At 66.7% G+C, this 14,107-nt stretch carries 14 protein-coding genes; 12 read left to right on the top strand and 2 right to left on the bottom strand.

The window, feature by feature from the left end; genetic code table 11:
* Positions 1-2: 2 nt before the first annotated feature.
* The gene (locus C9424_RS15685) at positions 3-485 is read left to right on the top strand and encodes a hypothetical protein (protein WP_116767831.1); all 483 of its coding nucleotides are present in this window, start codon (positions 3-5) and stop codon (positions 483-485) included.
* Between the two features lie 54 nt (positions 486-539).
* The gene (locus C9424_RS15680) at positions 540-1,277 is read left to right on the top strand and encodes a VOC family protein (RefSeq protein WP_116767830.1); all 738 of its coding nucleotides are present in this window, start codon (positions 540-542) and stop codon (positions 1,275-1,277) included.
* 101 nt (positions 1,278-1,378) lie between these two features.
* Here C9424_RS15680 and C9424_RS15675 read toward each other — a convergent pair whose 3' ends face one another.
* The gene (locus C9424_RS15675) at positions 1,379-2,632 is read right to left on the bottom strand and encodes a heparan-alpha-glucosaminide N-acetyltransferase domain-containing protein (RefSeq protein ID WP_116767829.1); all 1,254 of its coding nucleotides are present in this window, start codon (positions 2,630-2,632) and stop codon (positions 1,379-1,381) included.
* A 92-nt stretch (positions 2,633-2,724) separates the two neighbouring features.
* Between C9424_RS15675 and C9424_RS15670 the strand changes: the two genes are divergently transcribed.
* The 8 genes from C9424_RS15670 (at position 2,725) to C9424_RS15635 (ending at position 11,742) form a co-directional block, all read left to right on the top strand.
* Complete coding sequence (locus tag C9424_RS15670) at positions 2,725-3,153, top strand: hypothetical protein (RefSeq protein ID WP_237563489.1); 429 nt, start codon at positions 2,725-2,727, stop codon at positions 3,151-3,153.
* Complete coding sequence (locus C9424_RS15665; RefSeq protein ID WP_116767827.1) at positions 3,150-3,914, top strand: carbon-nitrogen hydrolase family protein; 765 nt, start codon at positions 3,150-3,152, stop codon at positions 3,912-3,914. Before C9424_RS15670 ends, C9424_RS15665 begins: the two co-directional genes overlap by 4 nt.
* Before the next feature lie 104 nt (positions 3,915-4,018).
* Positions 4,019-4,927: a 4-hydroxy-tetrahydrodipicolinate synthase gene (gene dapA, locus C9424_RS15660; protein ID WP_116767826.1), complete on the top strand. Its 909-nt coding sequence runs from the start codon at positions 4,019-4,021 to the stop codon at positions 4,925-4,927.
* 60 nt (positions 4,928-4,987) lie between these two features.
* Positions 4,988-6,679, top strand: coding sequence for a ribonuclease J (locus C9424_RS15655; RefSeq protein ID WP_116767825.1), 1,692 nt, complete (start codon positions 4,988-4,990; stop codon positions 6,677-6,679).
* Between the two features lie 273 nt (positions 6,680-6,952).
* The gene (locus C9424_RS15650) at positions 6,953-9,934 is read left to right on the top strand and encodes an FtsK/SpoIIIE family DNA translocase (protein ID WP_116767824.1); all 2,982 of its coding nucleotides are present in this window, start codon (positions 6,953-6,955) and stop codon (positions 9,932-9,934) included.
* A 26-nt stretch (positions 9,935-9,960) separates the two neighbouring features.
* Positions 9,961-10,599, top strand: coding sequence for a CDP-diacylglycerol--glycerol-3-phosphate 3-phosphatidyltransferase (pgsA, locus tag C9424_RS15645; protein WP_091249836.1), 639 nt, complete (start codon positions 9,961-9,963; stop codon positions 10,597-10,599).
* A complete protein-coding gene (locus C9424_RS15640; protein ID WP_116767823.1) occupies positions 10,596-11,150 on the top strand; it encodes a CinA family protein in 555 nt (184 codons plus the stop codon). Before pgsA ends, C9424_RS15640 begins: the two co-directional genes overlap by 4 nt.
* 139 nt (positions 11,151-11,289) lie before the next feature.
* Complete coding sequence (locus tag C9424_RS15635; protein ID WP_066434909.1) at positions 11,290-11,742, top strand: helix-turn-helix domain-containing protein; 453 nt, start codon at positions 11,290-11,292, stop codon at positions 11,740-11,742.
* Between the two features lie 60 nt (positions 11,743-11,802).
* Here C9424_RS15635 and C9424_RS15630 read toward each other — a convergent pair whose 3' ends face one another.
* A complete protein-coding gene (locus C9424_RS15630; RefSeq protein ID WP_116767822.1) occupies positions 11,803-12,330 on the bottom strand; it encodes a MarR family winged helix-turn-helix transcriptional regulator in 528 nt (175 codons plus the stop codon).
* A 41-nt stretch (positions 12,331-12,371) separates the two neighbouring features.
* Between C9424_RS15630 and C9424_RS15625 the strand changes: the two genes are divergently transcribed.
* Together C9424_RS15625 and recA are read left to right on the top strand one after the other, a co-directional pair.
* Complete coding sequence (locus C9424_RS15625) at positions 12,372-12,608, top strand: DUF3046 domain-containing protein (protein WP_116767821.1); 237 nt, start codon at positions 12,372-12,374, stop codon at positions 12,606-12,608.
* Positions 12,609-12,870: 262 nt separating this feature from the next.
* Positions 12,871-13,923, top strand: coding sequence for a recombinase RecA (recA, locus tag C9424_RS15620; RefSeq protein ID WP_018774457.1), 1,053 nt, complete (start codon positions 12,871-12,873; stop codon positions 13,921-13,923).
* Positions 13,924-14,107 lie beyond the last annotated feature (184 nt).

Here is a 14,107-nt window from a genome sequence, read left to right as displayed (position 1 = left end):
CGATGGCCGCAGCCCTGAGCGCCCTGAAAGCGAACCGCACCAAGATCTGGGTGGGAGCCGTCACCCTTCTGCTTGTCTTCTACCTGGTGGTGTCATTTGAGCGCTCCCTACTCCTGATGTCGGACCAAAACCTCGTGGCGAAGGCGATCGGTGTCGCCTACCTCGTGCTGCCGGTCATCGGAGCGTGGGCCCTGGTCCGGGAATTGCTGTTCGGTGCCCGCACCGAGCGTTTGGCGAAGATCCTCGAAGCCGAAGGCGGACTGCCGGAGGACACGCTGCCGCGCACGCCTGCAGGCCGGATCATCCGCGAAGCCGCCGACCTCGAATTTGAGAAATACCGCGCCGAGGCCGAAGCTGCGCCCGACGACTGGCGGTCCTGGTTCCGGATCAGCTGTGCCTACGATGCCGCCGGCGACCGCAAGCGTGCCCGCGCTTCGATGCGCGACGCCGTACGGATGTTTCGTGCCGGGGCGCAAAAGCCCTAGCCGGCGCTGAGCGTTCCTCCCATATCGGGGAGGAACTGGATAGGATCGGGCGCTATGGCGCTGCGACTTGTTCAGGTGAATTTCAAGGCTCGGGACGACTCCGCGCTCGGTCGGTTTTGGGCCGAGGCGCTCGGCTGGGGTGTTTCCAGCGAGGGCCCCGGTGTGACCAATGTTGAACCCGTGGGCTTCGTCTGGCCGGACCCCGTCGCCATCTGCGTCGATGTCGTCACCGTCCCGGACCCCGAGACGGTAAAGTACCGCGCGCACCTCGAACTCACCTCCACCTCCGTGGCCCATCAGGCGGAGCTGGTCGCGGACCTGTTGGAGCTCGGCGCGACGCCCGCCGACGTGGGCCAGGGTGATGTGCCGTGGACGCTTCTGGCCGACCCCGAGGGCAACCTGTTCCGCGTGCTGGAGCCTCGATCGATCTACCGGGATACCGGGCCGATCGCCGCCGTGGTGGTCAGCTGTGCGGATCCGCGGGCCATGGCCCGGTTCTGGAGCGAGGCGATGGACTGGACTCTGCACGAGGTGACCGACGATCATGCGAGACTGCGTTCCGCCACGGGTGTCGGGCCGTATCTGGAGTTCCTGCGCACGCCCGACGTGAAGACCGTGTGTGGCCGCGTCCATCTAGACCTGATGCCTTACCCCGGTGATGATCAAGCGGCAGAAGTGGCCCGGTTGCGGGCTCTGGGCGCCACTGACGCCGACGTCGGCCAGGGCGATGTGCCGTGGGTGTGCCTCTCCGATTCAGAGGGCAACGAGTTCTGCGTCCTCACCCCGGGCTGACGCAGGGCCTCAGCCCTACACGCGCGTTCAGGCGATGCAGACGCGGAGAACCCGCTTGGCGATCATCCGGCGCGGTCCACCGCCCTCATGGGTGAGACTCCCTAGCGGAGACGGGCCGACTGACGCCCGCGGGCGGGCTGGTAGCGGCCCACCTGGTTGGCGGCATGGGACACCCACTCCAGCGGCCCGCGCCAGATCAGGGACGCGAAGACCCCGCCGACCACCAACATGCCGATGGCCTGCGCCCAGTACACGCCCTCCACGGTCCAGCCGGGCGCCAGCGGCTGATCGTGCAGGGCCGCCATGATGCACAAATGCGCCGTGTAGAGGGTCAAAGTCATGGCCCCGATTCCGCGGAGCGGTAGCAGCAGGTCCAGCTCCACCCATTCGCCCAGCCGGCCCAGCAGCAGGCACACGCCAATCCCGGCGGCGGCGACTCCCGAGGTGTGAAGCAGGTCCAGCGTGGTGCCCGCATGCGGTGCGCTAGTGGCCAGCCACCACACTGAGCCTGACTGGTCGACACCCGCCAGGTTGACCTGCAGCAGACTCCCCAGCGGGTAGGTGGGATCGCCGATCTGCGACTCCAATGCCTGCCGGCCGCCCCAGTCCTCCATCAGGACTGCCCCGAGCCACTTGGCAAAGACCGCCACCGTTGTCCCGGCAGCCAGCAGCAGGAACGGCGTGGCTGCCTTCGACAGCGCCATCCGGCCGATCGCCAGTCCCACCAGGAGATAGGCGATCCACTGCAGGACGGGATAGTAGCCCGTGAGGAAGAGGTCGCCGAGGAGTCTTGCGGGTGTGGCCAGGTCCTCCCAGCCGGGGTTATGTCCCAGCCGCAAGGGCGGATCTGCTGACAGGATCCAGGGCCGCAGCAGGTAGGCCAGCACAGGAGAAGCCAGGATCCATGCGGTCGCGAGGACAAGCAGGCGGTTGACCCCGAGACCGACGAACGGCAGCACGCACAGGAACAGGAGCGCGTAGTGGACCAGAATGACGGCGATGCTGACGTCCAGGCCGCCCAGCGAGAGTCCGACGGCGCCTACCACCAGCGCCCTAAGTGCGATGCCGCGGCGGGCGGCCCAGAGCGCGGAACCCTCTACGGGCTGCTGTTTCCCGGTGGACAGCGCCAAGCCGACGCCGGCCAGCACGGCGAACAGTGCCGAAGCCCGCCCGGAAAACGCGAGCCCGATCCATGTGGGCGTGAGCTGCGCGTTCGACTCGAAGGTCGCCAGGACGTGCGTGGCCATCATGGCCAGTAACGCGAGCCCGCGGGCGGCGTCAATGCCGGCCAGGCGGACGCCGGCGGAGGTGGTCTTGGCGGTCCGGGAAGCAGTGGTCATTCCGCGCGGGGTCATCGTTCGATCGTCTCATGTTAGGCCTGCCCGCAGCGTCACGCAGGCCCCGACAAAGCCTTGTGTTCGAATATATGTTCGAATAAGATGGGCGCATGAACAACGCCTCAGAGCCCGCCTTCCTGACTCCGGATTCACCAGGCCGGAAACCTTCGGGCCGGGATTCCGGCAACACTCCACCCGGCGGCCGTCGGGACGGCTGTGAGGCAGGGGCCGGCGTTCTCAAAGCCATGAGCCCGGGCGTCGTGGACTTCCTCTTCCGGCGGCTGGTCGCCGGAGAGCCGGCAGAGGATGTCCAGTGGGGCCAGGAGGGCACGGCGTTGGCTGTGCAGCCGCCGGGGGCGGAGCTGGCGCGGCGGCTGGCGGAGACGGATCTCGACGCCCTCACTCCGACCGAGTTGTTCCACTACGTGCGGGCGGCCCAGCGGCTCGCGGCCTGGGCGGAGTCTTTGCGCGAATCCGCTGTCGGACGTTACTGCTCGGCGCCCGCGGGAGGGAGGGAGATGCCTAGGATGGCAGAGTGACCACTGGCTCCATAACTGCTCTGACGCTGTCCGCGATCCAATACGAGGCCCTTGACGGCGGCGTTGCCGCCAATGTGCCCGAACACATCCGCCTGATCGAAGACGCCGAGTCCCACGGAGCCCGGCTGGTCATCTTTCCCGAACTCTCGCTGACGGGGTACCGGCTGGACCTGCTGGAGGGGCCCGAAGAGTGGCTGAGCACGGCAGACCGACGGCTGGACGGCATCCGGGAAATCTGCCGCCGGACTGGAATTACCGCCGTGGTCGGGGCCGCCTTCACGCAGGACGACGGCACGCCGCGGCTTGCCTCCCTGGCCATTCACCCATCAGGCGCCATCGAGCCCAGCTTCAAGACCTGGCTGCACGGTCCGGAGCAGGGGATCTTTGTCGCCGGCAGTCACCCCGCGGTCCTGGAGATCGACGGCTGGAAGATCGCATTGGCGATCTGCTTCGACGCCGCCCGCCCCGGTCACGCGGAGTGGGCGGCTGGGGCAGGGGCGGACGTCTATGCCGTCTCGGCCGTCTACACGGCGGGGGAGGACCATCGGCTGGGGCTGCATCTTGGCGCCCGCGCCATGGACAACCGGATGTTCTCCGTCCTGGCGAATCTGGCAGGCACCACGCCACTGGGTCCCTCGTGCGGGCTGAGCGGATTCTGGGGTCCTGACGGACTCCCTTTCCGGCAGGCGGCCGGTACCGGGACGGAAGTGCTGACGGCGAGCCTTCAGCACAGTGTCCTTGCCCGGTTTCGGCGGCCCTGAGCCCGGCCGGAAGGCCGAAACGTGACGCGCGGCCGGGCAAGTTTGACGTTCCTCACACCGCCGCCATTGTCCTAACATGCCGCAGACAAGGTAACGTTTTTCATATGGCTGACTCTGATATTCGCTCTTACACGTTCGGTACCCTCGTGACTGCCATGGTTACGCCTTTCACGACGGACGGTGAGGTCGACTACAAGCAGTCGGCGGAACTGGCGAGCAAGCTCGTCGACGACGGCAATGATGCCCTCGTCATCTCCGGCACCACCGGGGAGACCTCCACGCTCGAGGACGACGAAAAAGAGAAGCTCTTCCGCGTCATCGTCGAGGCCGTCGGCGACCGTGCCAAGGTCATCGCCGGAACCGGGACCAACCACACCTCGCACTCGATCGAGATGGCCAAGCGCGCCGCCAAGGCGGGAGCCCACGGCCAGCTGATCGTCACCCCGTATTACAACAAGCCCAGCCAGGCCGGCATCCAAGCCCACATCGAAGCCGTAGCCGACGCCGCCGACCTCCCCGTCATGGTGTACGACATTCCGGGCCGCGCCGGGGTGCCCATCCTGCCCGAGACCATGATCCGTCTCGCCGACCACCCCCGGATCGTCGCCCTCAAGGATGCGAAGGCTGATTTCGCCGCGCTCACCCAGGTCCTGGCCAACACCGACATCGATGTCTACTCCGGCGACGACGGCCTCACGCTGCCGTGGATGGCCGCAGGTGCCGTCGGCCTTGTCAGCGTCTCCGCGCACGTCGCTACGCGGCAGTTCCGCGCGCTGATCGATGCCGCACTTGCAGGCGATTTTGCTACCGCCCGCACCCTACATTTCGAACTGGACCCCGTGGTCCGCGCAGTGATGACCCACATTCAGGGTGCTGTCGCTGCCAAGCAGGTTCTTAAGTGGCAGGGAGTCCTGCCCAACTCGGTTGTCCGTTTGCCCCTCGTGGAGCCGGACGAGGCCGAGATCGTAATCATCCGCGAGGATTTGGCGGAAGCGGGGATGGTCTTTTCCTGAGCAGGAGCAAATCCTGATCGTGAAAGTCCAGCCCGGTTTCCGCCTGGAAAGTAGTGCACTATGACCCAAACCGCCCTTCCCGGCCTTGTTACGCCGCCCCGCCTCCCGAACAACACCCTGCGGATCGTGCCGCTCGGCGGGCTCGGGGAAATTGGCCGCAACATGACCGTCTTCGAGATCGGGGGCAAGCTCCTCATCGTTGACTGCGGCGTGCTCTTCCCCGAGGAGACCCAGCCCGGCGTCGACCTCATCCTGCCGGATTTCTCCTACATCGAGAACCGTCTCCAGGACATCGTCGCCGTCGTCCTGACCCACGGTCACGAGGACCACATCGGCGCCGTTCCCTACCTCCTGCGCCTGCGCGCCGACATCCCCATCGTGGGCTCGCAGCTCACCCTTGCCCTCATCGAGGCCAAGCTGCAGGAACACCGGATCAAGCCCAACACCAAGATTGTCGTCGAGGGCCAGGTCGAGAAGTTCGGGCCCTTCGAATGCGAGTTCATCGCCGTCAACCACTCCATCCCGGACGCCTTGGCCGTGTTCCTCCGCACCGCGGGCGGCACCGTCCTGCACACCGGTGACTTCAAGATGGACCAGCTGCCGCTCGACGGCCGCATCACCGACCTCCGGCACTTCGCCAAGCTGGGCGAAGAAGGCGTGGACCTGTTCATGTCGGACTCGACCAATGCCGACGTCCCCGGTTTCACCACCGCGGAGAAGGAAATCGGGCCCACCCTGGACCGGCTGTTCGGCCAGGCCTCCAAGCGGATCATCGTCGCGTCCTTCTCCTCCCACGTGCACCGCGTCCAGCAGGTCCTCGACGCCGCCGCCAACCACAACCGCAAGGTTGCCTTCGTGGGGCGCTCCATGGTCCGGAACATGGCCATCGCCGCGAAACTGGGCTACCTGGAAGTCCCGGCCGGGATCCTGGTCGATATCAAGAACATCGACAACCTGCCGGACAACCGGGTTGTACTGATGTCCACCGGCTCCCAGGGCGAGCCCATGGCGGCCCTGTCCCGCATGGCCAACGGCGACCACCGCGTCGTCGTCGGCGAGGGCGACACCGTCATCCTCGCCTCGAGCCTCATCCCGGGTAACGAGAACGCGGTCTTCCGCATCATCAACGGCCTGCTGAAGCTCGGCGCAGATGTCATCCACAAGGGCAACGCCAAGGTGCACGTCTCCGGCCACGCTGCCGCCGGCGAGCTGCTGTACTGCTACAACATCCTTGAGCCGCTCAACGCCATGCCGGTGCACGGCGAAACCCGTCACCTCATCGCCAACGGCAAGATTGCCCTGGAATCCGGTGTGCCGGAGGAAAGCATCCTGCTCGCAGACAACGGCACCGTGATCGATCTCCGCGACCACCAGGCCGACATCGTCGGCCAGGTCGAGGTCGGGTTCGTCTACGTTGACGGCTCCAGCGTGGGTGAAATCACCGACGCCGACCTCAAGGACCGTCAGGTCCTCGGCGACGAAGGTTTCATCTCCATCATCACCGTCATCCACCGGGCCACCGGCAAGGTGGTGTCCGGGCCGGAGATCCACGCCCGCGGCGTGGCCGAGGACGACTCCGTCTTTGACGAGATCATCCCCAAGATCAACGAGGCCCTCGAAGAAGCAGTGCAGAACCGAACCGACCACACGACGCACCAGCTCCAGCAGGTCGTCCGCCGGGTCGTGGGCACCTGGGTGAACCGCAAGCTGCGCCGCAAGCCCATGATCATTCCGGTGGTCCTTGAGGCGTAAGCCTCAGTTGGTTCGCCGGGCGTAAGCCTCAGTTGGTTCGCCGGGCGTAAGCCTCAGTTGGTTCGCCGGGCGTAAGCCTCAGTTGGTTCGCCGGGCGTAAACCCCTTCGCGGACACCGGGCGGATACCCGGGGAACGGCCTTCCCGGCCCGCTCGCAGCCTCAGGGCTACAGCGGACGGGGGAGGCCGTTCGGCGTTGGAACCGGGAACAACATGATCCCGGGCGGCCCGGAAATTCGGGGTTTTAGAGCTGGCATCCGGTACCGTGGCGGGTATGGCGACTCGTACTTCTCCCGCGCCTAGAGGAAACTCAAGCGGCAAATCAGGCAGTTCTCCCGGCCGGGGGTCCAGTCCCGCCGCATCCAAATCTGCCCGGCCGCGGGGCGCCGCAGGTGGGACCGCAGGTAGAACCACCGGCACCGCCCGGACCCGTCAGCTGGCCGCCGTTGAGCCGCCCCAGCCCTGGATTGTCCGGGTGCTCGCCGGTGCATGGCTTGGCATTGGCCACGTGGTCGGCGCCGGCATCCGGCGTGTCGGCCACGACGTCAGCGACCTCGCCCCCGAGGACCGCCGCGACGGTGCCGCACTGTTCAACCTGGCACTGGGCGTCTTCGTCGCCACCTTTGCGTGGTGGGGGTTCCAAGGCTGGCTCCCGGACCTCGTGTTCGCGGTCATCAACGGCACGTTCGGCTGGATGTCCCTGCTGCTGCCGCTCATGCTGTTCGTGTGCGCCTTCCGCCTGTTCCGCCAGCCCGACGACGGCCGCGGCAACAACCGGATCGGCATCGGCTTCCTCATCATGACCTTCGCCGGTTCCGGCCTGGCCCACATCATCGGCGGCCAGCCGACGGTGGCCGACGGCTTCGACGGCCTGCGCAAGGCCGGCGGCATGCTCGGTTACCTCGCCGCCGCCCCGCTGGCCGCAGTCCACCCCGCCGTCCCCGTGGCGGTGTACAGCCTGCTGGCCTTCACCTCACTGCTGATCGTCACGGCGACACCCTTCGGCGCCATCCCCGGCCGCCTCCGGGACGCCTACGAGCACTTGATGGGCATCGACCTGCAGGACGACGACGGCGGGGACCGTCACGACCGCAGCTACCTCTACGAGAACGACGCCGCGGCGGCGCCCAGGAAGAAGCGCAGGCGCCTCTTCGGCAGGGACCATGACGACGACGCCGGCCTGGAAGGCTACGTCGGCGACGAAGCGTTCGAGCGGGCGCTCATTGCCGACGAGGAAGCAGCTGACGACGCGCCGCCCGCCAAACGGGCCAGGGGCGCCAAGGCGCTGGCTGGTGCCGGCCCCGACGTCGAACCCGGTGCCGAGTCCGGCGTCGCACCTGGTGTCCGCCGTCCCACCCAGGCCGAGATCGCCGTTGAGAAGATCAAGGCGGCCCAGGGCCTCGGCGCGGCCGCCGGATCGCCGGGAGACTACGCCACCGAGGCCATCCCGCTGGTGACTCCCGGAATGGTGGCCGCGGGCTCGCTCAACCCCGCCGCCGCGGCAGCCCCGAAGGTCCCCGCCAACCCGGTGGCGCCGGCACCCCTGCCCACCCCGATTCCGCAGCGCACCGAACAGCTCTCGCTGGCCGGCGACGTCACCTACACGCTGCCGGCGTCGGACATGCTGACGCCCGGCTCCATCCCGAAGGAACGCACCGAGGCCAACGACGCGATCGTCGCCTCGCTCACCGAGACCCTGAACCAGTTCAACGTCGATGCCCAGGTGACCGGCTTCAGCCGCGGCCCCACCGTGACCCGCTACGAAATCGAACTGTCCCCGGGCACCAAGGTGGAGCGGGTCACCGCCTTGTCCAAGAACATCTCCTACGCCGTCGCGAGCTCGGACGTGCGCATCCTGAGCCCCATCCCGGGCAAGTCCGCCATCGGCATCGAGATCCCCAACACGGACCGCGAGACCGTGTCCCTGGGCGACGTGCTCCGCAGCCAGAACGCCCGCCGCACCGACCACCCCATGGTCATGGGCGTCGGCAAGGACGTCGAGGGCGGATACGTCGTGGCAAACCTCGCCAAGATGCCACACCTCCTGGTGGCCGGCGCCACCGGCGCCGGCAAGTCCTCGTTCGTGAACTCCATGATCACTTCGATCCTGATGCGGGCCACCCCGGACGAGGTCCGCATGGTCATGGTGGACCCCAAGCGCGTGGAACTCACGGCCTATGAGGGCGTCCCGCACCTCATCACCCCGATCATCACCAACCCGAAGAAGGCCGCCGAGGCGCTGCAGTGGGTGGTCCGGGAAATGGACGCCCGCTACGACGACCTCGCCAACTACGGCTTCAAGCACATCGACGACTTCAACAAGGCCGTCCGGGCCGGCAAGGTCCACCCGCCGGTGGACTCCAAGCGCGTCATCAAGCCCTACCCGTACCTGCTGGTGATCGTGGACGAACTCGCCGACCTCATGATGGTCGCCCCGCGCGACGTCGAAGACTCGATCGTCCGCATCACCCAGCTGGCGCGTGCGGCCGGCATCCACCTCGTTCTCGCCACCCAGCGTCCGTCCGTCGACGTCGTGACCGGCCTGATCAAGGCGAACGTGCCCTCCCGCATGGCCTTCGCCACGTCCTCCGTCACCGACTCCCGGGTGGTCCTGGACCAGCCGGGCGCCGAGAAACTCATCGGCCAGGGCGACGCCCTCTTCCTGCCCATGGGCGCCTCCAAGGCCATGCGCGTCCAGGGCGCGTGGGTCACGGAGTCGGAGATTCACAAGGTGGTCGAACACGTCAAGGGCCAGCTCAAGGCCGTCTACCGGGACGACGTCGCGCCCGAGGCGCAGAAGAAGCAGATCGACGACGACATCGGGGACGACCTCGAAGTCCTCCTCCAGGCGACCGAACTCGTGGTCACCACGCAGTTCGGCTCCACCTCGATGCTGCAGCGCAAGCTCCGTGTCGGCTTCGCGAAGGCCGGACGCCTCATGGACCTGCTCGAGTCCAGGGGAGTGGTGGGACCCTCGGAAGGGTCCAAGGCCCGCGACGTGCTGGTCAAGCCGGATGACCTCGCCGCGGTACTGGCCGCGATGAAGGGGCTCGACGCGCCCGCCGTCGCGGATTCCCAGACGGCGGCGCTGAGCGAGAACGCAAACGCGAACATCGCCCAGGGCGGCTACGCGGAGGACCTCGTGGCGGCTGACCTGGCCAACCGCACCCAGGCGATCGACTACCACGACGGCGCCGACGGCGGCTCCGATGACGAGGACGGCTCGGAGGACGCCTGGTCCCTCACCGGACGGTAGTGCGGGAAGACGGGTAGCCTAGGAAGGTGAATAGCGCCGAAGCCAACGCCGGATCCGCCTCGCGAATCTGGAACCTGCCGAATATCCTGACGATGCTGCGGATAGTGCTGGTGCCGTTCTTCGTCTGGTTCCTCGTCCTCGACGCCCCCGGGCTCCAGGCCCAGAACGGCGTCTGGCGCTGGGCGGCCTCCGTCGTGTTCGCGGTCGCTATCTACACGGACAAGCTCGACGGCGACATCGCCAGGTCCCGCGGACTCGTCACCGACTTCGGGAAGATCGCGGACCCGATCGCCGACAAACTCCTGATCGGCTCGGCCCTGGTCATGCTTTCGCTGCTCCAGGAACTGCCGTGGTGGGTGACGATCCTGATCCTGCTCCGGGAGTGGGGCATCACCGCCCTGCGGTTCTTCGTTATCCGCTACGGCGTCATTCCGGCCTCGCGGGGCGGGAAGCTCAAGACGGTTGTGCAGACGGTGGCGATCTTCCTCTACGTCCTACCGCTGGCATCCATCGCCCCGTGGCTCGGAGTTGTGGCGTTCGTCGTCATGATGGCTGCGCTGGCCATCACGTTGTGGACCGGCGGCGAGTACGTTATCGAGGCCCTCAAACTGCGGGCCGCCGGCATCAAGGCAGAGAAAGCACGGGTAGGGGAGAACAAACCATGACTGATCTGAACGCCACTCCAGACGCCAAGCCGGACCCCAATCTTCATCCCAAGCTGCATCCCAACCTTCACCGGCTGGCGGAGCAGGCCGTCACCGGCGCCATTGGCCGTGGGGTGACCGCTGCCACCGCCGAATCCCTGACGGCCGGAATGGTCGCGGCGATCCTGGCCGACACGCCGGGCGCCTCCGCGATGCTGCAGGGCGGCGTCGTGTCCTACGCCAGCTCGGTCAAGACCGACGTCCTGGGCGTCCCCGCCGGTCTGCTCGACGCCGTCGGTTCCGTGGACGGGCAGGTCGCCGCGGCGATGGCCGACGGTGCCCGGCGCGTCTGTCGCGCCGATATTGGCGTGTCAACCACCGGTGTGGCCGGGCCCGAACCGCACGACGGCAAGGCGGTGGGCACGGTCTTTGTCGGCATCGCGACGGCGGAGGGCTCGACGTCGTACCCCTATTCCTTTGACGGCAGCCGCGCCGAGATCCGCGCCCTCGCGTGCGGCGCGGCCCTGGAACGCCTGCTTGAGGCCCTATCTTCCGAAGGCTACCCGGCGTAAAGTTGCCGGGAACAAAAGTTGATTCCGAATAGTTGTTACATTGTGTCGCTTCCAAATAAGGGAGGCGCCTAGGATGAAAACATCAGCAGAGTCCGCCCCCACCGGCGGACTCGACAGTACGAGGAGCAAGGCGATACAGATGGTAAAGCAGCCCGTATCCGTAAACGGCGTTGTCCGCTGGAAGGATGTGGGCCTCGCCGATCAGGCAAAGAGCGAACAGAAGGAGCGCAAGATGGTAGTACTTCGTCACGAAATCGGTGATGTCCTGCGCGATGTCCGCCAGCGCCAAGGCCGTACCCTCCGCGAAGTTTCGCACAGTGCCCGTGTGTCCTTGGGCTACCTGAGTGAAGTGGAGCGCGGCCAGAAGGAAGCCTCCTCGGAGTTGCTGTCCTCGATCTGCTCGGCCCTCGATGTTCCGCTCTCGAGCATGCTCCGCGAAGTCAGCGACCGCGTCGCGGTCGCCGAGGGTGTCGCGGTTCCGGACACCGTCCCGCAGGAGTTCGCGCAGCGCTACGGCCGCGACCTCGACCGAGAACTCAACTCCGACCTCAACGACGAGCTGGCGAAGGGCCTCCTTTCCGGAGCACGCTAGACGCCAACTCACAGACGTTAGAAAAGGACCCCCGGCTCGGCCGGGGGTCCTTTTCGAGTCTCAGGCGTGTTCGTCCCGGGGGAAGCCATCGCGTTCGTAGGTGGCATTGAGCTTTGCCATGTAGGTGGCGAGAGCCTGTAGGTCTTCGGCCGGCCACTGCGCCAGGCGCTTCCGGAAGACCTCACGCCGGGCGTCCTGGACCTGGTGCATCCTTTCCTCGCCCTCGGGCGTCAGGCGGATGGCCTGCGCCCGGCCATCGAGGGGGTCCGCTTCCTTCGACACGAGGCCGAGGCCCTCGAGGAACGCGATTTGCCGGCTCACCGAGGGTTTGCCGACGCCGATGCTGGAGGCGAGGTCGGTCAGCCGGATAGGTCCTTGCTTGCGGATCACGGTGAGCAGTCCGTACGCAGCGGGTTCCACGTCCGGGTGGACCTCGCGGGAGAGCTGATTGGAAATGGACCGGCCGCGACGCCAGAGCAGGCTCAGCTGGTTTTCGACGGCGTTCAGGGCGGCATCGGCGTCAACGACGGCGTCAACGCCGGTGTCTCCAGGGGAGGAATCTGCGGCGGCCTCGGGTGGGTTGCTCATGGCAACCATTCTAGAGTCCCGCGCCGTGAGAGACTTTACTGGTGCGAATCAGTGACTTTTGGCGGCTTATGGACGACGAGTTCGGTGCCGGGTACTCCCGTGTCCTGAGCAGCTCGCTGGTTCTGGCCGGCGTCGGCGGACGCACCGCGGACCAGGCCCTCAGCGCCGGCATCCCTCCCCGCCAGGTGTGGCTTGCCCTGTGCGACGTCCAGGACGTCCCGCCGGAACGCCGTCTCGGCAGGGACATCAAACCCCGCGACAACGCCGGGCCCAGCTGACGCCTGAAACTCCGCCCGGTATGCCGCCGGATGCGCCGCCGAGCCCCCTGCCGTCAGGGGCCGGCGTCTGACACGCCGCATTATTGTTCGAATATCTGTTCGGATAGGGATATGCTTTTTTTGAGCGTTTTCCACATACGGCGTTTTCCACATAAGGGGTCCCCAGCGACAACTTTGTCGGAGGGTGCCAGTAGCGTCAGTGATGACAGACGAAGGGCCTATACGGCCACTCCACAGCGAGAAAGTATTAGAGGTGTGAATCATGGCCGCAGCCCCGGATCGCCAGAAGGCGCTCGACGCAGCGCTTGCCCAGATTGACAAGCAGTTCGGCAAAGGCTCGGTTATGCGCCTCGGCGACGAAGTCCGTGCGCCCATCGAGGTTATCCCCACCGGCTCCATTGCCCTGGACGTCGCTTTGGGAATTGGCGGCCTGCCCCGCGGCCGTGTCGTGGAAATCTACGGTCCGGAATCCTCCGGTAAGACCACCGTGGCGCTGCACGCCGTTGCCAACGCCCAGCGCCAGGGCGGCATCGCCGCCTTCATCGACGCCGAACACGCCCTCGACCCGGAATACGCCGCCAAGCTGGGCGTCGACACTGACGCCCTCCTGGTCTCCCAGCCGGACACCGGCGAGCAGGCCCTGGAAATCATGGACATGCTCATTGGTTCGGGATCCCTTGACGTCATTGTCATTGACTCGGTTGCAGCGCTCGTTCCCCGTGCCGAAATCGAAGGCGACATGGGCGACAGCCACGTCGGCCTGCAGGCCCGCCTGATGAGCCAGGCCCTCCGCAAGATCACCGGCCGACTGAGCCAGACCAAGACCACGGCCATCTTCATCAACCAGTTGCGCGAAAAGATCGGCGTCTTCTTTGGCTCCCCGGAAACCACCACCGGTGGTAAGGCCCTGAAGTTCTATGCCTCAATCCGCATCGACGTCCGCCGGATCCAGACCCTCAAGGAGGGCGCGGACTCCGTCGGCAACCGCACCAAGGCCAAGATCGTCAAGAACAAGATGGCACCGCCCTTCAAGATCGCCGAGTTCGACATTATCTACGGCCAGGGTATTTCCCGCGAGGGCGGCATCATCGATATGGGTGTCGAGCACGGCCTGATCAAGAAGTCCGGCTCCTGGTTCACCTACGATGGCGACCAGCTGGGCCAGGGCATGGAGAACTCCCGCCGGTTCCTGCGCGACAACCCGGAACTGGCGGCCGAACTCGAGCGCCTGATCAAGGAAAAGCTCGGCGTCGGCGTGAAGGCCCCCGCCGAGACCGAGGAATCACCGAAGCTGAAGGCCGTTGACGGCTTCTAGCCCCGGCACCGGCAGCGGGTCAGGGTTCCGGCAACGGAACCCTGACCCGGTCGCCGGCGACCCCGGCATGGGGCCGACCCGGCGCGGTTCACGAGGAACGCAGGGCTCGCGCAGTTCCCGCGGGTCGAACGGGTCCCGGGGAACCACGGCGCCGTCACCGGAACTGGACCCGGACGCGGATCCT

Source organism: Arthrobacter sp. H-02-3 (genome assembly GCF_003097355.1).
Lineage (GTDB): Bacteria > Actinomycetota > Actinomycetes > Actinomycetales > Micrococcaceae > Arthrobacter > Arthrobacter humicola.
This window is presented reverse-complemented; position numbering and strand designations above follow the sequence as displayed.

Coding starts and splice junctions, on each gene's coding strand:
- C9424_RS15640 (WP_116767823.1), top strand. CDS start 10,596: ATGACTGATCTGAACGCCACTCCAGACGCCAAGCCGGACCCCAATCTT.
- recA (WP_018774457.1), top strand. CDS start 12,871: ATGGCCGCAGCCCCGGATCGCCAGAAGGCGCTCGACGCAGCGCTTGCC.
- C9424_RS15650 (WP_116767824.1), top strand. CDS start 6,953: ATGGCGACTCGTACTTCTCCCGCGCCTAGAGGAAACTCAAGCGGCAAA.
- C9424_RS15685 (WP_116767831.1), top strand. CDS start 3: ATGGCCGCAGCCCTGAGCGCCCTGAAAGCGAACCGCACCAAGATCTGG.
- C9424_RS15675 (WP_116767829.1), bottom strand. CDS start 2,632: ATGACCCCGCGCGGAATGACCACTGCTTCCCGGACCGCCAAGACCACC.
- dapA (WP_116767826.1), top strand. CDS start 4,019: ATGGCTGACTCTGATATTCGCTCTTACACGTTCGGTACCCTCGTGACT.
- C9424_RS15630 (WP_116767822.1), bottom strand. CDS start 12,330: ATGAGCAACCCACCCGAGGCCGCCGCAGATTCCTCCCCTGGAGACACC.
- C9424_RS15670 (WP_237563489.1), top strand. CDS start 2,725: ATGAACAACGCCTCAGAGCCCGCCTTCCTGACTCCGGATTCACCAGGC.
- C9424_RS15655 (WP_116767825.1), top strand. CDS start 4,988: ATGACCCAAACCGCCCTTCCCGGCCTTGTTACGCCGCCCCGCCTCCCG.
- C9424_RS15635 (WP_066434909.1), top strand. CDS start 11,290: ATGGTAAAGCAGCCCGTATCCGTAAACGGCGTTGTCCGCTGGAAGGAT.
- C9424_RS15680 (WP_116767830.1), top strand. CDS start 540: ATGGCGCTGCGACTTGTTCAGGTGAATTTCAAGGCTCGGGACGACTCC.